This is a genomic window from Streptomyces sp. NPDC021356 (assembly GCF_040641015.1).
In the GTDB taxonomy this organism is placed as follows: domain Bacteria; phylum Actinomycetota; class Actinomycetes; order Streptomycetales; family Streptomycetaceae; genus Streptomyces.
The window spans coordinates 19,949-41,215 of the sequence record NZ_JBFACU010000051.1 but is presented as its reverse complement, the minus strand read 5'-3'; the positions used below and the strand labels follow the sequence as shown (position 1 = coordinate 41,215).

Here is a 21,267-nt window from a genome sequence, read left to right as displayed (position 1 = left end):
GCGACAAGGGCGACTTCTGAAAACAGCCCCACCACCGCACCACACGCACCACGCCGCAGGACGGAGAACCCCGGCCCGCCGTAATCGGGCCGGGGCTCCACCACCAGGCGCATGACGTGAAACCCCGGCCCGCCGTAATCGGGCCGGGGTTCTCATCTGGGCAACAACCTGGGACGCCGTCGCCCGCCGCGCACGGCAGGTCACCCGGCGCCCCCGGGGCACATTGCACGGGGCGATCGACCGGGACGCGCACGTGTGGTGGTTCGACGAGGACGCCCGCGGGTCGGGACGGCGGCGGTTCCAGCCGTTCGCCGGCGGACCCGACCGGCCGGGACTGACGGACGTGCCGGCGGGGCCGGCCAGGGGCCTGGCGGTGAGCGACCGGGGCACCGTCGCCGTCGCGCTCGGCGGGGACGGCCGGGCCACCACCGTCCACACCGGCCCGCGCGTTGGCACGGCCCGCACGGTCGCCCGGATCGACGGCCATGCCACGCTCCCCGGCATCACCCCCACGGGCGGGCTGCTCGCCCTGGCCGGACCGGACGCCGTCTCCGTCCTCACCGGCGAGGGCGCCGCGGCGGCGGTGCTGCCCGGCGGCGGCGCGGGCCGGCTGTGGTCGCTGGGCTTCGCGCCCGGCGAGGACGGCGACGAGCTGCTCCTCGTCCGCGAGTGCGAGGACCGGTACGTCCTGGTGACCTGGCGGCCGGCGACCGGTCCTGCCGTGCACGACTGGTGCTCCTTCGACACCGATATCACCGCCGGCCGGGAGCCGGACGGCTGGTCCGTGCTGGTACGCCAGGACTGCCACGGCCGCTCCGCCCTGCACCGCGCCGACCTCACCGCGCGCACCCTCACCCCTGCCCCCACCCCGCCGGGCACCCTGCTGGACGCGGCCACCCGGCCCGGCGGCGACCTCCACTGCCTCTGGACGTCCACCGGCCGGCCGCCCCGGCTGTGTTCCACCCGGAACACCCCGCTGCCCGTGCTGCCCACGGCCGCCGACCGGGTGCCCGGCACCCACCGGGACGTGTGGACGCCCGGAGCCGACGGGCCCGTGCACACCCTGCTCAGCCTGCCCGACGACGCGCGCGGCCCGGTCCCGGCGGTCTTCCTGGTGCACGGTGGCCCCGCCGACCACGACCGGGACGCCTACGACGGCGTCGTGCACTCCCTGGTCGCCTCCGGTTTCGCCGTGGCCCGCGTCAACTACCGCGGCTCCACCGGGTACGGTCCGCGCTGGCGGCGTGCCTTCGGCGCGGGAGTCGGCCTCACCCAGGTCGAGGACCTGGCGTCCGTGCGCGCCGACCTCGTGGCACGGCGGCTCGTCCGCGCGGACGCCGTGGGGTTGTGGGGCACCTCCTGGGGCGGCTACCTCGTCCTGCTGGCCCTCGGCACCCGCCCCGGTCTGTGGCAGGCGGGCGTCGCGGTCAAACCGGTCGCCGGCTGCGCGGCCGCCCACCGCACCACTACGCCCGCGCTGCGCGCCCTGGACGAACGGCTCTTCGGCGGCACCCCCGCGCAGGTCCCCGAGCGCTACGCGCGCAGCTCCCCCATGGCGACCCGGACGCGGGGCGGGCCGCCGAGGCGGTGGCCGCGCTGAGCCTGGTGCGGGACCTGACCGCGCGGGCCGTCCTCGTGGAGTGGGACCTGTGCCTCGCGCCGCAGGCGGCCGACGCCTGGCAGGTGCTCAGCCACCTCCAGCCGCCGCGGCGCGTCGAGGGGCCGGCCGGGTCCGTCGAGGCGCTGCGAGCCTGGCGGCGGGGCCACTACCTGTGCAAGTGCCTGTGGCGCAAGGGCCCCGGGTTCGTGCAGATCCGCGACCGCCGCTGGGGCGAGCTGCGCCGCTTCACCGCCGACGAACCGGAGTACGAGCACACCATCGAGCGGCTGGCGTAGGGGGCGCCGGCCGACTCCATGCCGACCGCCGTGCTCGACGACTTCCGCGGTGAGCGGCTCGTCCTGGACGTCGGGCCGCTCGCCTGGTGGCTGCCGTACCGGATCAGTCGCTGGCTCCGGGAGTCGATGACCATCTGACGGCCGTCGGCGAGCCGGTGACCTCCCGGGCGGCGGTCCGGGAGGTCACCGGTGTTCACGGGCGGGCGACCGGGTTCGACACGTCGGTCGACGCGTCGGACCCGGTCGCCCGCCCATGGAGTTGACGACGTGGCTGACGGTGCCGGCCGTGTTGCTGGTCCCGCCGACGCCGCTGCCGTCGTCGGCACGCCAGATCCGCACCTGGTCGCCGATCACATCGTCGCCTATCGCCGTCGCGCCCGTCGCAGCCGCAGCGCCGAGCGCAGCACCACCAGGGCGGCGAGCGCGCCTGCCGCCCCCACGAGCCATGGTGCGACGCCGGCCCCGGAGCCCGGGGCGGACGTCACCACAGCGCCCGGCGCGCCCGGTACGTGGCCGGGGTCCGTCGTCGGCACGCCGCCACCGCCACCGCCAAGCCAGACCTGGCCCTTCCCGGTGTCTGTGGCCGGCGCCTCGATCGACCGGCTCACATCCCGGGTCAGGGAGGGTGACGACGCCTTGAGCTGGGCGTCGGACACGGAGGTGACGGGCACACGGGAGAAGTCGACACCCCCGTAGACGTACGTCCTGGTGTAGACGGTGTCGCCCTCACGGGTGCGGTGCGTGACTTTGAACTCGCCCTTGGTGTACGAGCGTACGTAGGCGTTGAAGGTGTCGACCGGCTTCCAGTCCTCGTGGGTCGCGTACGCGCCGATGTCGCCCTTGCCGATCAACCCGGAGTACGTCGTGCGTGTGCGCAGACTGAGACCTCGGTACCACTCGGCGGCCACCCGGCTGAGATACACGCGCCGCAGATCGGCGTACTCGGGAGCGGTGTTCACCGCCTCCACCACCCTGGGCAGGATCAGCCGCCGGAACAGCGCCTCGTTGTGGTCCTGCACGGTCTGGGACTGCCGCGGGCACGAGACCGCGGACGAGCCGCCGTGCTGCTTCAGGTACTGCGTCTCCATCTGCACGTTCAGCGGCGACTTGAGGATGTAGAGCTCGTCCCCCTTGGTGTACACGGTCGCCGGGGCCGGCACGATCCAGGTGCGGAACGACATGCAGTCCCCGGACAGCGACCGCCAGAACTCCGTCCCGAGAGGCGTGTCCGGATGGATCAGCTTGCCTGTCGTCTTCTTCAACGCCAGGTCCGCCTGGAGCAGCACCCGTCCCGCGTCGGTCCGGCCGAGCCGTGCGTCGACGATGCGGTCGGGCTCGTTCGGGTTGAGGTTGACCCAGAACGTCGAGGGATCCAGCTCCAGCCAGGTGAAGAAGGAGTCGGACGCCTGCGTGGCGTGCCCCAGCCCCGTCAGCGCGGTGCTGCCGCCCGACGTGGCCGACGGCGCCCGGAAGGCGTAGCGCAGACCGCCGGCGCCTGGCCCGGGATCCGCGAGATACCGCAGCTCCAGCCGGGAGAAGTCGATCCCGCCGGGTGTCCGTTCCGGCGCCGCCAGCCCCTTCGCCAGACCGCCCGCGCGCGGCACCCCGGAGCTGCCGCCGCAGCCGACGGCACGGACGCGGGCGAACCCGGCGTACCGGGCGTGCGTCCGGGTGCCCGCGGGCTCGAAGCCGCTCTGCGTCCCGCCCTCGGGGCAGTCGCCCGGCGCGGTGAAAACAGAGCCGGCGGCCGCCTCGAGCCCGTCGGTGCCGGTGTGCAGCTCCCCGCTGTCGAAGCCGGAGCCGGGCCGGATCACGCGGACGTTCGGGTTGTCCTTGAAGCGCTCCGCCACCGCACTGGCCTGTTCGTCGGTGGCCGCCGTGAACACCACGTTGGCGGTCTGGCTCTTGCGACCGCCCGGCAGTTTGCCGGTGATGGTCGTGCCGATCGAGGAGAGGTCCTCGGCGGTGGTGCCGGTGCGGGTGGTGGTGGTCGCGTCGACCGAGTCGACGCTGACGAGCCGCCCGCCGCTCCAGGTGACCTTGATCATGTCCGAGGTGGTCCCGGTGACGCCCTTGCCGACGCTCCCCTTCTCCTCCAGGCGGTTCGTCTCGTCCTGGAAGAGGTACTCGGATCCGGTCTTCGTCGTGGCGTCGTAGCCCAGACCTTGCTGGGCGAGCCGGCGGTTCATGAAGGCCAGGGCCGCGTCCGCGTCTGGCGTGTCACCGCGGGAACCGACGACGTGCGGAACGCCGTTGGCGTCGATGTACGTCGTGCGGCCGTTGATGGCGCGCACCGTGAGCGGCGGCCCCCACTTCGTGTACGGAGGTGTGCTCGGGCTGCCGGGACCGGCCGCTGTCACCGCCGAGGCCGCCGGTGCGAGCCCGGCTGCGGTGCCGGACGGCGCCCCGGTCAGGGCGACCAGAACGGTGAGCAGCGCCGCGACCCGGCGCGTCCAGGACCGTAACCGCCTCTCGTGCAGGTCGGCGTCGTATCTCCGCATGGGCGAACGCACCCCCGTTCCGCCTACGTCGTCCCGCTCGACGGTAGACCCGCGACCGCCGTCGGTACAGGTGCTCGACAGCCACCGGACGGGTGGGCCCGGTGCCCGTCAGTCCCGGTCGGTCCGGCTCAGCCTGCCGGTGACGCTGACCTCGGGGTTGAGATGACGGGCGGTGCGCGGAAGGGGCACCTCGGTGAGTCGGCCGTCGTAGATCATCCACAGCCCGAAGCAGTCGTCCTCCTCGTCGTGGACCAGCACCTGCACGGAGCGGGGATCGGGCCAGGGCAGCGCCTCCAGGTGGGCCAGCAGGCCCCGCCAGTTGTGCCGGGTGAACTGGATGACCCACAGGTAGCACTCGGCCGATCCTGTGCCCGCGCCGGTGAAGACGGAGTCGTCGACACGGGTGAAGCACTGATGCCACTCCCGGCCGGCGTCCGGGTGGGTCAACGGCTCCATGACATCCTCGGCGTCCCGCGCCAGAACGATGACCTCTGCGAATCTGCTCATGTCCCCAGTCTGCGGTGCGCCGCGCCCCTCGATGGCCGAAAGCCATCGCTCGGAAGATCCTCGGACGACGACGGGGAGGGCGTCGGCGTCGGCGTCGGCGTCGGCGTCGGCGGGACGAAGCCAGACCGGCGTGGAAGTGTGTAGGTACTGCACGGAAGTTCGAACAGGTCGGCCGGTGGCCGAGAGGTGGGGGCAGGAGAATGACAGGGATCAGTCGACGGGGGCTGCTGCGTGGGGGCGTGGGGGCCGGGGCTGTCGCGGTCGTGGGGGGTGTGGCGTCGGCGGCCAGAGCCGGTGCGGCGGGCATCAATCCGTCCGTTGCGGGTGAGGCGGCGCACGTGCGGGCTCTGCGCAAGGCGCTGGACGACGCGGCGGCGGGCGTCGTCGGCCCGGACGGTGTCGACGACAAGGGCCGGATCATCGTGAAGGCCGGGTACGCGGGGGTTCCCACCTACACGCTGCTCAACACCTTGGTCATCGGCGGCAACACGGTCCTGGACGGCACCGGTGCGCGGTTCGTCGCCGAGTTCGGCACCGTCATGCGGAAGTACACGCTGGACCGGACCAATCAGCACTCGCCCAGTCCGGAGTACGTGACGGACAGCCAGGGGACGTTCAGCGCGCCTGCCGTCAGCGGTGCGAAGGCCACCATGTTGATCAACCATGTTCCCAGTTCTGCCACGAAGGGCTACTCGGCCCCGGGCAACATCATGGTCAAGGGCGGCGAATGGGACCCCGTTTCGGCGTGGGTGTGGGCGGACTCCGGGCCGGCGTGGGCGCGTGCCGACAAGGCTCCGCCGATGAACGTGCTGACCTTCACCCACACCCAGGACGTGGAGGTCGAAGGCGTGACGGTCTGGAACGTCAAGTGGTGGCACGCGGTCGAACTCAACGCCGTGCGCCGGGGTACGGTTCGCGACTGCTTCTTCAAGGGCTGGATCGAGAATCCGACGTGGGGCCTGTGGCAGGGTGAGGCCGTCCAACTCGACCTGCCCCTGGCCAACAACACATGGGCCGGTGCCAGCGATGGCACCCCGACGGTGGATGTTCAGGTCCTGCGCAACTACGCGGGTGCGTCCGGCTCCCAGCCGTCCTGGGCGAAGCTGGTCGGCTCGCACACCGGCGGCGAGAAGGTCGGCCAGGTGCACGCGCGCGTGCTGATCGAGGGCAATGTCGTGGACGACGCCAAGTGGGACGCCGTCGGCGCGATGAACACCACCGACATCATCGTCCGCGGCAACACCATCAACAACAGCGTCGGTGGGGTCTACGTCAGTTCCATGTCCGCGAGGACGGTCAGCCGACCGCCGGTCCAGGTAGGGCCGAATCCCGTCTCCGGGGTCGACATCGTCGACAACCAGGTGACGGTGGCGGCAGGAGCTTCGGGGGCCTCGCGCAACGCGGTCCGCGTGAGCGCGGACACGGTCGGGTTCGTCTCGCCGGTGAGCGACGTCGCGGTCACCGGCAATCGGGTCAGCGGCGGAGGTTTCTATTACACACCGAACGTGACCTTCCGGCCCGGCACCACACCACAGCGCTGAGTCCGTTCTCACCGCATCCGCGGATCGTGTTCCTCGGCCGGGGCACGGTGGAGCGATCGCCTGCCGCACCTCGGCCCACACCACGGTGAGCCGGTGGGCGGCGAGCAGCGCTCGCCGCCCGGGCCCCGGCGCCCCGGCGCCCCTGCGCCGCGGGGCAGCGCTCTTCCGCACGCTGCCGCCGCGGCAGCGGCGGCAGCGTGCGGAAGCAGCAGCACCGGCAGCCTGCGAGCAGGTGCCGGCCTCATGCGCGTCCGGCTTGCTCTCGACGATCGCCGCCCGTCACCGAGCGTGCTTCGGTGGCGGGCAGCGGCCTCGTACGCAGACGTAGTCGGTGAAGTTTCCTTCAGGGGGACTGGCCGGGCGCAGGACCTGCGAGCGAGGGGCGACCGGCTTCGGGTTCAGCAGCCGGAGTCGGCGAGGACGAAGTATCCAGGCGCGGTTTCCTTCAAGGTGTGCGTGGTGAGCAAGGTGTACAGGCCCATGTTCTGGTCCGAGCCGTTGGCGTATACGTAGCCGAGGCTCTGGTGGGCGCGGCCGGCCTTGACCTGGTTGTAGTTGTTGTCGGTGTAGCACCTGGGGGTGGGGGTGGTGCCGCTGGTCGTCGCGGTGACCGGGGCGGATGCGGTGCCGATCGCTCCGGTGGAGTCGACGGCGGCCACGGTGTAGCTGTAGGAGGTGCCCGCGGACAGACCGGTGTCGGCGAAGGAGGTTCCGGCCGGGGAGGCGACCTTGGTTCCGTTGCGGTAGACGTTGTAGGAGGCAGCGCCGCTGACGGCGTTCCAGGACAGTGACGCGCCCGTGTCGGTGGTCGAGGTGACCTTCACTCCCTGGGGAGCCGGCAGAGAGCCGTTGCCCCCTGAGTTGCCGTCGGGGCTGTCCAGGCCCCAGAACTTGGCGGTGTGGTAGCTGGAGCAGATGGTGTTGAGGTAGTAGGTGCCGGTGGTGCCGCACTGGTCGGCGCCGGAGCCGGGGTCGACGGCGAGACCGTGGGTCATGCCGGAGACCGAGAAGAGGGTGACGGCGGGTTTGCCGGTGGTGTCGTCGTAGGTGGTCTCGGTGGTGTTGCCGGCCAGGGCCTGGGTCGTGGACGGAGTTTGGCCGATGCCCCAGACGTCGGTCCACTGGTCGCGCAGTTCGGTACCGTTGACGGGGGCGACGGTGGTGTCGGAGGAGCCCTGCCAGATCGCGACGCGCGGCCATGGTCCGGTGTGGCCGGGGTAGGAGTTGCGGACCTTGTCGCCCCACTGCTTCGGGGTGAGGTTCTGGTTGCCGTACTGGCAACTGGAGGCGGCGGCCTGAGTGGTGGCACACCGTGCGGGAAGCCCGGAGTCCACGGCGCCGCCGGCGAACACGTCCGGGTAGTCCGCGAGCAGATCGGCGGTCATGCCGCCGCCTGCGGACAGGCCGGTGACGAAGACGCGGCCGCGGTCGGACCCGTACTGCGCCACGGCGGTGTCGACCATCTGCTTGATCGAGGCGGCCTCGCCCTTGCCCCGTGTGTCCTTGGCCGAGTCGAACCAGCTGAAGCAGGACAGGCTGTTGTCGGCCGAGGTGGTCTGCGGGTAGACCACGGCGAAGCCCCACTGGTCGGCGAACTTCTGCCAGCCGCTGTGAGAGTGGTAGTCGCTCGCCGACTGGGTACAGCCGTGCAGGGCGACGACCAGCGGCGCGTTGGCCGGCAGGCCGGCCGGCGCGTACTCGTACATGGTCAGGTTGCCGGGGTTCGAACCGAAGTCGGTGACCTGCTGGAGGGTGCCGGCGGCCGCAGCAGTGGGGGCAAGCGGGGTGAGGAGGGTGAGGCCGGATGCGATGGTGCCGAGCGCAGCGGCCAGCGCGGCGCGCATGAGCTTTCGGCGCAGGGTGGGGAAGCGCATGGGCAACTCCATGTGAACGTGGAGAGGGGGAGTCGGGGGCGGTGCGCACGGTGCCGGTGCCGTGCCGCGGCACGGGGTGCGGGCGACCGGGCCCGTCCTTCGCCTGCCGGAGCGGTGCGCTGATGCCCGGGCAAACTGAGATGGCGGCTTGCTGACAGCGGACCGTACGACCGGCCGGCCGACCCGCGACATGTGAGGGGTCCCCAGCAGAGGAACGGCGTGTGTAGCGCGTATGCACATGGCGGCCGCGATGCTGCTGTGGCAGGGGAACGGGCCCGTCGACCTCCATGACAGTCCGCCCGTTTCAGGTGATCGAGGCGGTCGCTGTCCTCCGTAGCCACCGAGACCCACCGGGACCCGCCGGGGCCCCGTCGGGAACCCGCTGAAGCATGGCGTTGACAGCCATGTCGAGTCTCTGAAATATGTCAGCGACCCACATGTCTCGGCAATGCGTTCCTCCTTACCGTGGTCCCTCATGGAAAGCAGCAGGAGCTCTGCCGAGAGTTCGCACCAGTGCGCCGAGCCCGTCGCCGACACCGCGTCCGGGCTGGTCAGCACCCCATTCCTCGTCGGCCGCAAGGTCTTGGTCACAGGCGCTGCCAGTGGAATCGGCCGGGCCTGCGCCGAGGGTTTCGCCTCGGCCGGTGCGGAGGTCTACGTCGTGGACCGGGCCGAGGCTGCCGCGAAAGAGGTGGCGGCGGTGATCGGCGGCACTACGGTGGTGGTCGACCTCTCCGCCCCCGATGCCGTGGAGACGCTGCCGGACGACGCCGACATCGTGGTCAACAATGCCGGTCTGCAGCATGTGGCTCCCGTTCACGAATTCCCGCCCGAGCGATTCGCGCTGATTCAGCGGGTGATGGTGGAGGCGCCGTTCCGTATCCTGCGTCGCACCCTGCCGCACATGTATGCGCGGGGGTGGGGGCGGGTGGTCAACATCTCCTCGGTCCACGGCTTGCGGGCGAGTGCCTACAAGTCGGCGTACGTCACGGCGAAGCACGCGCTGGAGGGGCTGAGCAAAGTGGTGGCTCTGGAGGGCGCCGCGCACGGTGTGACCAGCAACTGCATCAATCCCGGTTATGTGCGCACCCCGCTGGTGGAGGACCAGATCGCCGACCAGGCGGCAGCTCACGGCATATCGCCGGCGGACGTGATGAACCAGGTGTTCCTGGAACGCACCGCGATCAAACGGCTGATCGATCCGGCCGAGGTGGCCGCGGCCGCTCTGTGGCTGTGCACCGAGCGGAGCGGATACATCACGGGCACCTCCCTTCCCCTGGACGGTGGCTGGACAGCGCACTGACGGGCCTCACCGGGGCCGCCACTCGGGCGCTCGCGCTCCGATCCGACTCGGTGGGCCGATCACCAGGACAGCACCGGTCCTGCGATCCGTCACCATGCCGCACACCCGCACGGTCTGCTCGATTCGAGTCGACCGATCCGCTCCTCCCCTCACGCCGAAACCCACTCCGAAACTCACTTCGAAACGGTGACATGATGTCCAGCGCTCACAACGTCGTGAACGAATCAGGGGCTCCCCGTACACCGGGTGGCCTGCCCAGGATCGTCGTGGCCAGTCTCATCGGGACCACCATCGAGTGGTACGACTACTTCCTCTACGGTTCCGCCGCCGCCCTGGTCTTCGGGCGGGTGTTCTTTCCCGGCTCCGACCCGCTGACCGGCACCCTGCTCTCCTTCCTCACCTACGCCATCGGCTTCGCCGCCCGGCCGATCGGTGCCGTGGTCTTCGGGCACTACGGTGACCGCCTCGGCCGCAAGAAGCTGCTGGTGATCAGTCTGCTGATGATGGGTGGCTCCACCGCCCTGATCGGCTGCGTTCCCGGCTACGACACCATCGGCATCGCCGCTCCCCTGCTGCTCACCACACTGCGGCTGGTGCAGGGTTTCGCGCTCGGCGGCGAGTGGGGCGGGGCCGTCCTGCTGGTGTCCGAGCACGGCGACTCCCGCAGGCGGGGGTTCTGGGCGTCGTGGCCGCAGGGCGGCGCGCCCGCCGGCAACCTGGTCGCCGTCGGGGTCCTCTCCCTGATGACCGGGACGCTCAGCGACGACGCGTTCGACTCCTGGGGCTGGCGCGTGCCGTTCCTGCTCTCCGCCGTGCTGGTCATGATCGGCCTGTGGATCCGGCTGTCCGTCGACGAGTCGCCGCTGTTCAAGGAGGCTCTGGCCAAGGCCGAGCGGCGCAAGGCCCGGCAGCAGGCCGAACAACTGCCCTTCGTCGAGGTCATGCGCAACCACTGGCGCGACGTCCTGGTCGCGATGGGTGCCCGGATGGCCGAGAACATCTCGTACTACGTGATCACCGCCTTCGTCCTCACCTACTGCGTGGAACACCTCGGGCTCGGCAAGCAGACGGCGCTGAATGCGGTGCTGATCGGCTCGGCCGTGCAGTTCTGTCTGATCCCGCTGTTCGGCGCCCTGTCCGACAAGGTCGGCCGCAAGCCGGTGTACCTGGTGGGCGCGGTCGGTGTCGGCCTGTGGTCCTGGGCCTTCTTCGGCCTGCTGGACACCAGGTCCTTCCCCGCGCTCGTCGTCGCCGTCACCGTCGGCCTCATCTTCCACAGCGCCATGTACGCCCCTCAGGCCGCGTTCTTCTCCGAGCTGTTCGCCACCCGGATGCGGTACACCGGCGCCTCCATCGGTGCCCAGCTCTCCTCGGTGGCCGCCGGCGCCCCGGCCCCGCTGATCGCGACCGCGCTGCTCGGCTCCTACGGCACCTCCACCCCGATCTCGGTGTACGTCGGCCTGGCCGCACTGATCACCGTCATCGCCGTGATCGCCTCCCGCGAGACCCGCGGCAGCGACCTGGCCGCCGTCGAACCCGACGGAACCACCCCCGCGCGGGCCGCCGCAGAACGGCAGACTTTTCCCTCCGCGTGACATCCCGAGGCCGGATGCCTGACCGGGCGATGCGTCTCGCCCGTCAGGTGCCAGGACGCCCTCCGCTGCCTCCCCCTCCCCCGACCCGCCCTCTTGCGACTACGGTCCGCCCATGCCCGACAAGACCACGTCCACAGCATCGCTCCTGCGCCGCCTGCTCGACCTCCTCGCCTCCGACGCACCTTCCGAGGACATCGGCGCCGTCGCCGCCGAGGCGCGGCGTGGGGGCGCCGACCCCCGGGACATCGCCGAGGTCGAACAGGCCGTCGCCACGGCGCTACGTGTCCGCGGCACCCTGCGCCAGCACCGGCGCCGTGAGGCGGAACTGGCCGCCCTCTTCGACACTGCCGGGGACCTGGCGGCGCTGCGCGACCTCGACGCCGTCCTGCGCTCCATCGTCCGCCGCGCCAGGATGCTGCTCGGCACCGACACCGCTTACCTCACCCTGTCCGACGAGGCAGCCGGGGACACCTACATGCGGGTCACCGACGGCTCGGTGTCCGAGCTGTTCCAGAACCTGCGGCTCCAGCTCGGGGAGGGGCTCGGCGGCCTGGTCGCGCAGACCGCGCGCCCGTATGCCTCCCCGGACTACCGCACCGACGAGCGCTTCCACCACACCGGCAGCATTGACGCCGGTGTCCTGGACGAGGGTCTGGTCGCCATCCTGGGCGTGCCGCTGCTCCTGGGATCCGGCAGCGGCGGCAAGGTCATCGGCGCGCTCTTCGCCGCCGACCGCGCTCCCCGGACGTTCTCTCCCGAAGAGGTCGCCCTGCTGTGCTCGCTGGCCGACCACGCCGCCATCGCCATCGACACCGCCAGGGCGATGGCCGACGCCCGGGCCGCGCTGGCCGAACTGGCCGAGGCCAACGCCGTGATCCGGGAGCACTCCGCCGCCATGCAGCGCGCCGAGGAGTCCCACGACCGGCTCACCGACCTCGTCCTGCGGGGCGGCGACGTACCGGAGGTGGCCGCAGCCGTCGCCGGTCTCCTCGAAGGGGAGGTGACCGTGCACGACAGCGCGGGATGGCCGCTCACCTCGATCGTCCGTGACAGCGGCCGGGGCCCGAATCCCACAGGTCAGGGGAGCACCACCGGCACCGACGCCGCCGCGCTCGTGGCCGCTGCCGAGCAGTCGCGCGCCACCGCCCACGCGGTGTTCCGGGACGGGCGCTGGGTTTGCGCCGTACTGGCCGGACAGGACCTGCTGGGCAGCCTGGTGCTGCACGGGCGGCCGGATCTCGACGGCCCCGACCGCCGGCTCTTCGAGCGCAGCAGTGTCGTCACCGCACTGCTGCTCCTGCTTCGACGCTCGGTCGCCGAGACCGAGAACCGGGTCCGCGGTGACCTGATGACCGATCTGCTCACCGCTCCCGACCGGGACCCCGTCGGCCTCGTGGACCGCGGCCGTCGTCTGGGCATCGACCTGAACCGGCCCCATCTCCTGCTGGTCGCCCAGGCCGACGCCGCCGTCCGGGAGCGGCTCGCCGCCGCCGCCGTGCAATACCTGTTCGGCAGCGGCAGTGCCGGCGCTGAACACGCTGGCGCCTCGGTGTTGCTGCTGCCCTACGACGCCGGACCGGGCCAGGCCGCCCGCGCCGCCGCCGGGCAGCTCACCCAGCTGGTCGGCGCGCCGGTGACGGTGGCCGGCGCCGGGCCCGCCGCCGGGCCGGGGGCGATCGCGGACGCGTACACCGAAGCCGTGCGCTGTCTACGCGCGCTGCGGGTGCTCGGCCGCCATGGCACCGGTGCGTGCGCCTCAGAACTCGGCTTCCTCGGTGTTCTGTTGGGGAAGGACCACGACGTCGACAGTTTCGTCGACGCCACTCTCGGACCGCTGCTGGAGTACGACGCCCGGCGCGGCACCCAACTGGTCGGCACCCTGAACGCCTACTTCGGCTGCGGCGGAAGCCTGACCCGGGCGAAGGAGGAACTGCACGTGCACGTCAATACCGTGGTGCAGCGACTGGACCGTATCCAGGCGCTGCTGGGACCGGACTGGAGCAGTCCCGAGCAGGCCCTGGAACTCCAGCTCGCTCTGCGGCTCCACCTGTTGCAGGGTGCCTGACAGGTCGCCTGTTGGCGGCAGCACCCTCAAACACGTCACCGTGCACGATCCCACCGCACACCGCGACGAGCGGGCGCGACCGCCCGCAACCAGACCCGCCTCCTCCGTACGGCACCACGACGCCCCCGCGACGGGAACCCCAGAAGAGGACACCAGCGATCCCGGCACCGCCGCTGCCGGCTCGCGCTCACCCTCGGCCTCGGCGTCGCCCTCATGAGCGCAGTGGCCGAGGCCGGGGGACGCTCGCGGAGACGTCGTCCGCCTGTCGGCGTCACCGGCGGGGACTGGCCGGGGCCGCCGCCTACGCACTCACCGGTTGATCCTCGCCTACGAGGCCTTGGGTCAGGAGAGGTGCGCCGGTGGCGGCGACAGCCTCTTCCGCCGTGACGCCGGGAGCGGTTTCGACCAGCCGCAACCCCTGCGGCGTGACGTCGATGACGGCCAGGTCGGTGATGATCCGGTGGACGACGCGGCGGCCCGTGGCGGGCAGCGTCAGCTCCTCGACGATCTTCGGCGACCCGTCCTTCGCGGTGTGTTCCATGACCACGATCAGTCGGCGGGCGCCGTGGACCAGGTCCATCGCCCCGCCCATCCCCTTGACCATCTTCCCCGGGATCATCCAGTTGGCCAGGTCGCCCCGGGCCGACACCTGCATGCCGCCGAGCACGGACACGTCGATCCGGCCGGCCCGGATCATGCCGAAGGAGAACGCCGAATCGAAGTAGGACGTGCCCGCGACGGTGGTCACCGTCTCCTTCCCGGCGTTGATCAGATCGGGGTGCTCCTCCCCCTCGTAAGGGTAGGGGCCGACGCCCAGGATGCCGTTCTCCGAGTGCAGCACCACGTGCACGCCCTCGGGCAGGTGGTCGGGGATGAGCGTGGGCAGGCCGATGCCCAGGTTGACGTACTGGCCGTCGCGCAGTTCCCGCGCGGCACGGGCGGCGAGCTGTTCCCGGTCGAGCGGCATCGTCAGTTCTCCCCGGGGACGGTGGTGGCGGTCGTACTCGTACGGGTGCGAGGGGGGCCGGTCCGCTCCGGGCGGGGGCGTGCGGTGCGGCGTTCTATACGTTTCTCCAAAGACGCGTCGACGGCTACCACCCGGTCCACGTACACGCCCGGGAGATGGACGGTGTCCGGCGGCAACTCGCCTGCCTCGACGATCCGTTCGGCCTCGACCACGGTGATCCGGCCGGCCATCGCGCACAGGGGGTTGAAGTTGCGCGCCGCCGCGTGGAAGACGCAGTTGCCGTGCCGGTCGGCGACCTCGGCCCGGACCAGCCCGAAGTCGGCGGTGATGGCCTCCTCCAGGAGATGGCGGCGGTCGCCGAACTCCCGTACCTCCTTGGGGGGCGAGGCCACCGCGATGCTGCCGTCGGGGGCGTAGCGCCAGGGCAGGCCGCCCGTCTCGACCTGGGTGCCCACACCGGCCGGTGTGTAGAAACCCGGGATGCCCGCGCCGCCGGCCCGCAGCCGCTCGGCGAGTGTGCCCTGCGGCGTGAGCTCCACCTCCAGCTCGCCGGCGAGGTACTGGCGGGCGAACTCCTTGTTCTCTCCCACGTAGGAGGAGGTCATCCGGGCGATCCGGCCGGCTCTCAGCAGCAGGCCCAGCCCCCAGTCGTCCACCCCGCAGTTGTTGGACACCACCCGCAGACCGGACGTACCGGCCTCGGCGAGCGCGCCGATCAGAGTCGACGGGATGCCGCACAGGCCGAAGCCGCCCACAGCGAGCACCGCGCCGTCGGGGACGTCCGCCACCGCCTGCGCGGCCGAGTCCACCACCTTGTCCATGCTGTTTCCTTCCCCGCAGGGGATGTGTTCCGTTGGTCGGCCGGGCCACCGCCGGGTTGCCGACGGCGACCGGTGGCCTTCACCTTCGCGGCACTCGCCGTCCCCGGCCATGTGTGCCATCGCCATGTCTGCACCTCCAGGAGCGGTGGTCGGCACCATGCCGTGTGGTGCGCTCCGCTTCTATCGTTCCGGCCATCCACCCACTGCGATCCCACCGCCGCGGGCTGCGGGAGGCCGTCTCCCCGAAGGAGACGGCGCCTGTCGGCGGCGTGCGGGGCCCGTCCCAGGAGCCGGTCACCATGCGTTCCAGAGCCACGGAAACCCTCAGAAACAGATCCGTATCGATCCTCACCCTGCTCGCCGCCGGCGCCCTGGCCGCGGGCTGCTCCTCGGCCGGCACCGCCGGCACCGCGTCCGCCGGCGACAAGGCCTCGGATCCGGTCAAGGTCGGCCTGGTCTACTCCCGCAGCGGGCTGCTCGCCGCCTACGGAAAGCAGTACGAGGAGGGCTTCAAGGCGGGCCTGGCCTACGCCACCCACGGAACGAACAAGGCCGGCGGTCACCCGGTCGAGGTCACCGAGCAGGACGACGCGGGCGACCCGGCCAAGGCCGTGGCCGCCGCCAAGACCCTCGTCGGCAAGGGCTACAAGATCATCGCCGGGACCACCGACTCCGGTGTGGCCCTTCAGATGGCGCCGCTGGCCGCGCAGAACAAGGTGCTCTACGTCAGCGGCCCCGCCGCCACCGACGCGGTCACCGGCGTCAACACCTACACTTTCCGTTCCGGCCGGCAGTCCTACCAGGACACCCTGACCGCGGGCTCGCTGCTCGGCGACGCGAAGGGCAAGAAGGTCACCGTGCTCGCCCAGAACTCCGCGTTCGGGCAGGCCAACGTGGCCGCTGTGAAGGCCGTCCTCGGTGCCGAGGGCGCGAAGGTCGGCTCCGTGCTGGCCCCGCCCGGCGCCACCGACCTCACGCCGTTCGCCCGTCAGGCCAAGGCGGGCAAGCCGGATCTGGTGTTCGTCGCCTGGGCGGGCGCCACCGCCCCCTCGCTGTGGACCGCGCTGGACCAGCAGGGTGTGCTGGACGCCGGCAAGGTGGTCACCGGTCTCGCGGGCACCGCCTCGTACCCGGTCTTCGGCGCGGCGGGCGCCAAGGTGTCCTTCCTGGCCCACTACTTCCCGGGCGCCGGTGGCGGCAACCCGGTGGAGAAGGCGATGCTCGACGGCATCACCCAGGGCGGCGGCACCCCCGACCTTTTCAGCCCCGACGGCTTCACCGCAGCCCAGATGATCGTGCACGCCATCGAGTCCGGCAGCGCGACCGACACCACCGCCATGGTCAAGGCGCTGGAGGGCTGGAGCTTCGACGGCCCGAAGGGCAAGGAGCAGATCCGCGCCGCCGACCACGCCCTGCTGCAGCCCATGTTCACGGCCAGGCTGAAGGGTACCGGCGCCGCCGCCGAGCCCCAGCTGGTCGCCGGCGTTCCCGCGGCGGCCGTCGCGCCTCCGGTGAAGAAGACGGTGGGCTGAGCCGATGACCTCCCCGAACACGGCGCCGCGAAGCGCCGACGGGGCCCCGGCCGCCGGTGGGGTCCCCACCTCCGCGGCGCCCGCGCCCGTGCTCGCCCTGCGCGACGTCGGCTGGACGGTCGGCGGCGCCACCATCGTCGACGCCGTCACCTTCGACGTCCGCCAAGGCGAGTTCCTCGCCTTCATCGGCCCCAACGGCGCCGGAAAGTCCTCACTGTTCAACCTGATCAGCGGCATCAACCCGGCCACCCGTGGCACGGTCGAGCTGGACGGCGCCGACATCACCGCGGAGGCCGCCTACGCCCGGGCCAGACGCGGCCTCGGCCGCACCTTCCAGACCTCCAGCCTGTGGCCGGGCATGACGGTCGCCGACCATGTGCGACTGGCCGCACAGGCGGCCGGTGGCGGCTCGTACCGGGTGTGGCGGCGCGCCGACACCTACGCCGAGCAGGTCACCGGGGTGCTGGCGCGCACCGAGCTGACCCACCGTGCCGACACCTGCGCCGACTCCCTCTCGCACGGCGAGAAACGCAAGCTGGAACTCGCAGTGCTGCTCGTCGGCGAGCCCCGGCTGATGCTGCTGGACGAGCCGATGGCCGGGGTGAGCGCCGAGGAGGTACCGGCGCTGACCGAGCTGATCCGCTCGTTGCACCGCGAGGAGGGCCGCACCGTCCTCATGGTCGAACACCACATGGACGTCCTGCTCGGCCTGGCCGACCGCCTCGCCGTGATGCACCACGGCACGCTGCTGGCCCTGGACACGCCCAAGGCCGTGATGGCCGACCCGACCGTGCAACAGGCCTACCTCGGGGAGGCCCTGTGACCGCCCCCGCACCGGCCTCCGGGAGAGCCGCGCCGCCCCTGCTCACCGTGCGCGACCTGCGCGTCGTCATCGGCGGCCGGCACATCCTGCACGGCGTCGACCTGGAGGTGGCCGCCACCGGCACCACCGCCCTGCTCGGCCGCAACGGCGCCGGCAAGACCACCACCGTGCGCGGCATCCTCGGCCTCGTCCCGCGCACCGGCAGCGTCCGGCTGGGCGGCGAGGAGACGGTACGCCTGGCCACCCACGCCCTGGTCCGCCGAGGTGTGGGTTACGCGCCCGAGGACAGGGGCGTGTTCGCCGCGCTCACCGTCGCCGAGAACCTGCGCCTGGCCGAACGGCCCTGCGCGGGCGAACCGGCGTACGGCCTCGTCCACGAACTCTTCCCGGAGCTGAAGCAACGCGCCCGGCAGGCGGCCGGCACCCTGTCCGGCGGCCAGCAGCAGATGGTCGCCATCGCACGCACCCTGCTCAACGGCAACCGTCTGGTCATCGCCGACGAACCCACCAAGGGGCTCGCGCCCAAGGTCGTCACCGAGGTCACCCACGTGCTGGAACGCGTCGCCGAGGCCGTGCCCGTGCTCCTGGTGGAGCAGAACCTCGCCATGGTGCGCCGCCTCGCCCGGCACTGCGCCGTCCTCGCCGACGGCCGCACCGCCCACCGCGGCCCCGCGGCCGAACTCCTCGCGGACCCGGACGCGACCCGCCGCCTCCTCGGCGTCGGCCACGGCGGGCACGGGAGCCGCGCGGGCCTGGGGGACACGGACGCCCGCACCCCGTCCCCCGCCGCTCCAGCACACACCGCGGCGCACCCCGCCGCCCGGACCGCGGAGGCGGACGCCTGATGTCCACCGTCGTTCTGCTCACCCTCACCGGACTCGGCCTGGGCGCGCTGTACTTCCTGGTCGCCTCGGGTCTCTCGCTCGTCTTCGGGCTGATGGACGTGCTCAACTTCGCGCACGGCGCGCTGATGTCCGTCGGCGCCTACGGCACCTGGTGGGCCGCGTCCGGCCACCTGCCCGGCGCCGGCCCCGGCGGCGCGGGTTTCGTCCTCGCGGTCGCCTTCGGCACCGCCGTCGGCACGCTCGCCGCCGTCCTGCTCGAACTCACCGTCATCCGTCCCCTCTACACCCGTCCCCGCGAGCAGATCCTCGCCACCGTCGGCGTGGGCCTGGCCGCCCCCGCGCTGCTGTCCGCGATCTGGGGTGCCGACGCCCGCCCCTTCCCCGGCCCCGAGGCGCTGACCGGCACCTTCCGGCTGCTGGGCGCCGACGTACCGCTCAACCGGATGGTGCTGATCGCCGCCGCCCTCGTGGTCCTCGTCGCGCTCAAGCTGTTCCTCGGCCGCACCCGGCACGGACTGGTCGTCCGCGCGGGCGTCGAGGACCGGGCCATGGTCACCGCGCTCGGCATCGACGTACGCAAGGCCTTCACGCTGGTCTTCGCCATCGGCGGCGCCGCCGCGGCCCTCGGCGGCGCGATCGGCGGCCTCTACTTCGGCTCGGTCGACCCCGCACAGGGCACCTCACTGCTCATCTTCGCCTTCGTGGTCGTCGTCATGGGCGGCATGGGTTCGCTCACCGGCGCCGCGCTCGCCTCCGTCGCCGTCGGCCTCGTCCAGCAGTTCGCCAACTACTACACCACCGCCGGGCTCGGCGACCTCGCCGTCGTCGTCCTGCTCGCCGCCCTGCTGCTCGTCCGGCCGCGAGGGCTCACCGGGAGACTCGCATGACCACCGCCACCCAGCCGCGCGGCGAAACCCGCACGGCCGACCACCCCTTCGGCCCGCACACCGGACCGCTGCGGCGCGCCGCCCGCTGGTGGCCGGCGCTGCTGCTGGCGGTCCTGTTCACCGCCCCCTACAGCGCACTGCCGCTGCCCGGCCTGCTGGACGGTCCGATCGGCAGCCCCGGCAACCTCCAACTCCTCGCCCTGTGCCTGGTCTTCGGCGCCCTGGCCACCGGCTACGACCTGCTGCTGGGCCGCACCGGCCTGCTCTCCTTCGGCCACGCCCTGTACTTCGCCGCGGGCACCTACGTCACCAACACCGTCATGCTGGAAGCGGGCCTGCCCTTCGCCGTCGCCGCGCTGCTCGGCCTGCTCTGCGGGGTGGCGCTGTCCGCCCTGCTGGGCGCGGTCAGCCTGCGGGTCAGCGGCATCGGCTTCTCCATGGTGACCCTCGCCTTCGCCCAGGCCGGCTCGATCCTCGTGCAACGCGACCCGGGCGGCGTCACCGGCGGCGAGGAGGGCCGCGCCGCCCCCGCCGAACGGCTGCCCGCCGCGCTCGTCGGCATCGACCACACCGCCGGCCTGTACTGGACCGCCCTGGCCTACCTCGTCGTCGTACTGGCCGTCGTGCACTGGGCGGTCCGCTCGCCCACCGGCCGCGTCTGGGAGGGCATCAAGGAGAACGAGCGCCGGGTGGAGGTGCTGGGCCTTCGCCCCTACGGCTTCAAACTGACCGCCTTCGTCCTCGCCGGAACACTGGCCGCGCTCGGCGGCATCGTCTACCTGCTGCTGACCGGCGGCGCCACTCCGCAGACCACCACCTCCGACTTCACCCTGTCCCTGCTGGTGATGGTCGTCCTCGGCGGATCCGGCACCCGCTGGGGCCCCATGGCAGGCGGCATCCTCTACACCTGGGCCGACCACCGGCTCGGCGACCTCGCGGGCTCCGGCACCGTCGCCGGTCTGCCCGCCGTGCTGCGGGTGCCGCTCTCGCAGCCGCTGTTCCTGCTCGGCGCGCTGTTCGTAGCGGTGATATACCTGCTGCCCGGTGGCCTGGCCCGCCTCCCGGCGCGCCTGCGCGCCGCCCGCACCCCGATATCGCGCAAGGAGGCGACCGCCCCGTGAGACGCACGACGAACGATGACGTGTCGAGGCATCTGGCCGCTGACGAGGCCTCGCCCGAGGAGCTGCGGGTGCCGGTTCCCGGCGGTGAACTGGCCGTGCTGCGCTGGCCGGCCGCCTCCCCGGGCGCGCCGGTCGTGCTGGCGTTGCACGGCATCACAGCCAACGGTCTGAGCTGGTCCCGGGTCGCCCACCACCTGGCCGGCCGGGTCACCCTGGTCGCGCCCGACCTGCGCGGCCGGGGCCGCAGCGGCACGCTTTCGGGGCCGTACGGCATCTCCGCGCACGCCGACGACATGGCCGCCGTGGTGGAGACGCTCGGCCTGGGCCGGGTGGTGCTGACCGGCCACTCCATGGGTGCCTTCACCGCGGCCCTGACCGCCGTACGCCACCCCGGCCTGCTGTCCGGGCTGCTCCTGGTCGACGGCGGAGTGGGTTTCCCGGCGCCGACCGGCCTGGACCCCGACGAACTGATCACCGCGGTCATCGGCCCGGCCATGCGGCGCCTGTCGATGACCTTCCCGGACCGGGACGCCTACCGCGCGTTCTGGCAGGGTCACCCGGCCTTCGCCGAGGCGTGGTCACCGTGGGTGGACGCGTACATCCAGCGCGATCTGGTCGGCGAGGAGCCTGAACTGCGCTCCTCGTGCCGGATCGAGGCCGTACGGGTCGACGGCGTCGACCAGCTCGGCGGGCAGGTGCTCGGTGCGGTCCACCAACTCCCCCTCCCCACCGTGCTGCTGTGGGCCGAACGCGGCCTGATGGACGAGCCGCAGGGCCTGTACGACGAACAGCGCCTCGCCGCCGCCGGCCTCGACCCGCGCCTGGTCCGGCCGGAACGCGTACCCGGCGTCAACCACTACACGATCCTCGTGGGCGACGCGGGCGCACGGCTGATTGCGCGCCACCTGCTGGCGGAAGCGGGCGTGGGGGACGCGGAGCTCTAGCCTGTCGTCGAATTCCCGTCGTCTGCCCGGAGGGCGGCCGCGCGG

Annotated in this window: 16 protein-coding genes and 1 pseudogene; 12 read left to right on the top strand and 5 right to left on the bottom strand. The window is 72.2% G+C overall.

Features of this window, described 5'->3' with window-relative positions:
- Nucleotides 1-253: 253 nt before the first annotated feature.
- Entirely contained in the window at nucleotides 254-1,600 is a 1,347-nt protein-coding gene (locus tag AB0G56_RS38550) for an alpha/beta fold hydrolase (RefSeq protein WP_360979832.1), read from the top strand.
- Nucleotides 1,588-2,034 (top strand): annotated as a pseudogene (locus AB0G56_RS38545) (DUF5825 family protein). Before AB0G56_RS38550 ends, AB0G56_RS38545 begins: the two are co-directional and overlap by 13 nt.
- A gap of 224 nt (nucleotides 2,035-2,258) precedes the next feature.
- Here the strand turns inward: AB0G56_RS38545 and AB0G56_RS38540 are convergent.
- On the bottom strand, nucleotides 2,259-4,397 hold the full coding sequence (locus AB0G56_RS38540; protein WP_360979829.1) for a hypothetical protein: 2,139 nt from the start codon (nucleotides 4,395-4,397) through the stop codon (nucleotides 2,259-2,261).
- A gap of 108 nt (nucleotides 4,398-4,505) precedes the next feature.
- Nucleotides 4,506-4,904 (bottom strand): hypothetical protein, encoded by a 399-nt coding sequence (locus AB0G56_RS38535; RefSeq protein ID WP_360979826.1) that lies wholly within the window; start codon nucleotides 4,902-4,904, stop codon nucleotides 4,506-4,508.
- 338 nt (nucleotides 4,905-5,242) lie between these two features.
- On the opposite strand from AB0G56_RS38535, the gene AB0G56_RS38530 reads away from it, so the two are divergent.
- Nucleotides 5,243-6,445: a hypothetical protein gene (locus tag AB0G56_RS38530; RefSeq protein WP_360979823.1), complete on the top strand. Its 1,203-nt coding sequence runs from the start codon at nucleotides 5,243-5,245 to the stop codon at nucleotides 6,443-6,445.
- 398 nt (nucleotides 6,446-6,843) lie between these two features.
- Here AB0G56_RS38530 and AB0G56_RS38525 read toward each other — a convergent pair whose 3' ends face one another.
- The gene (locus AB0G56_RS38525) at nucleotides 6,844-8,319 is read right to left on the bottom strand and encodes a PHB depolymerase family esterase (RefSeq protein WP_360979820.1); all 1,476 of its coding nucleotides are present in this window, start codon (nucleotides 8,317-8,319) and stop codon (nucleotides 6,844-6,846) included.
- Nucleotides 8,320-8,794: 475 nt separating this feature from the next.
- On the opposite strand from AB0G56_RS38525, the gene AB0G56_RS38520 reads away from it, so the two are divergent.
- The 3 genes from AB0G56_RS38520 to AB0G56_RS38510 all read left to right on the top strand — a co-directional run bounded on the left by AB0G56_RS38520 (nucleotide 8,795) and on the right by AB0G56_RS38510 (nucleotide 13,282).
- Nucleotides 8,795-9,622: a 3-hydroxybutyrate dehydrogenase gene (locus AB0G56_RS38520; RefSeq protein WP_360979817.1), complete on the top strand. Its 828-nt coding sequence runs from the start codon at nucleotides 8,795-8,797 to the stop codon at nucleotides 9,620-9,622.
- Between the two features lie 194 nt (nucleotides 9,623-9,816).
- The gene (locus tag AB0G56_RS38515) at nucleotides 9,817-11,217 is read left to right on the top strand and encodes an MFS transporter (protein ID WP_360979814.1); all 1,401 of its coding nucleotides are present in this window, start codon (nucleotides 9,817-9,819) and stop codon (nucleotides 11,215-11,217) included.
- 112 nt (nucleotides 11,218-11,329) lie between these two features.
- Entirely contained in the window at nucleotides 11,330-13,282 is a 1,953-nt protein-coding gene (locus AB0G56_RS38510; RefSeq protein WP_360979811.1) for a GAF domain-containing protein, read from the top strand.
- Between the two features lie 301 nt (nucleotides 13,283-13,583).
- Here the strand turns inward: AB0G56_RS38510 and AB0G56_RS38505 are convergent, their stop codons facing one another.
- On the bottom strand, nucleotides 13,584-14,249 hold the full coding sequence (locus AB0G56_RS38505) for a CoA transferase subunit B (RefSeq protein ID WP_360979808.1): 666 nt from the start codon (nucleotides 14,247-14,249) through the stop codon (nucleotides 13,584-13,586).
- A gap of 2 nt (nucleotides 14,250-14,251) precedes the next feature.
- Nucleotides 14,252-15,070 carry a CoA transferase subunit A gene (locus tag AB0G56_RS38500; RefSeq protein WP_360979805.1) on the bottom strand — a complete coding sequence of 273 codons (819 nt, stop codon included), beginning with the start codon at nucleotides 15,068-15,070 and terminating at the stop codon, nucleotides 14,252-14,254.
- 299 nt (nucleotides 15,071-15,369) lie between these two features.
- On the opposite strand from AB0G56_RS38500, the gene AB0G56_RS38495 reads away from it, so the two are divergent.
- Genes AB0G56_RS38495 through AB0G56_RS38470 form a run of 6 tightly spaced genes read left to right on the top strand, consistent with a single transcriptional unit; the run spans nucleotide 15,370 to nucleotide 21,222 of the window.
- A complete protein-coding gene (locus tag AB0G56_RS38495) occupies nucleotides 15,370-16,602 on the top strand; it encodes a substrate-binding domain-containing protein (RefSeq protein ID WP_360979802.1) in 1,233 nt (410 codons plus the stop codon).
- A gap of 4 nt (nucleotides 16,603-16,606) precedes the next feature.
- Nucleotides 16,607-17,425: an ABC transporter ATP-binding protein gene (locus AB0G56_RS38490; RefSeq protein WP_360979799.1), complete on the top strand. Its 819-nt coding sequence runs from the start codon at nucleotides 16,607-16,609 to the stop codon at nucleotides 17,423-17,425.
- A gap of 47 nt (nucleotides 17,426-17,472) precedes the next feature.
- Entirely contained in the window at nucleotides 17,473-18,270 is a 798-nt protein-coding gene (locus tag AB0G56_RS38485) for an ABC transporter ATP-binding protein (RefSeq protein ID WP_360979838.1), read from the top strand.
- Nucleotides 18,270-19,157: a branched-chain amino acid ABC transporter permease gene (locus tag AB0G56_RS38480; RefSeq protein ID WP_360979796.1), complete on the top strand. Its 888-nt coding sequence runs from the start codon at nucleotides 18,270-18,272 to the stop codon at nucleotides 19,155-19,157. The genes AB0G56_RS38485 and AB0G56_RS38480 overlap by 1 nt, the downstream gene beginning before the upstream one ends.
- Nucleotides 19,154-20,278: a branched-chain amino acid ABC transporter permease gene (locus AB0G56_RS38475; protein WP_360979793.1), complete on the top strand. Its 1,125-nt coding sequence runs from the start codon at nucleotides 19,154-19,156 to the stop codon at nucleotides 20,276-20,278. The genes AB0G56_RS38480 and AB0G56_RS38475 overlap by 4 nt, the downstream gene beginning before the upstream one ends.
- The gene (locus AB0G56_RS38470; RefSeq protein WP_360979790.1) at nucleotides 20,275-21,222 is read left to right on the top strand and encodes an alpha/beta hydrolase; all 948 of its coding nucleotides are present in this window, start codon (nucleotides 20,275-20,277) and stop codon (nucleotides 21,220-21,222) included. The genes AB0G56_RS38475 and AB0G56_RS38470 overlap by 4 nt, the downstream gene beginning before the upstream one ends.
- Nucleotides 21,223-21,267: the final 45 nt, after the last annotated feature.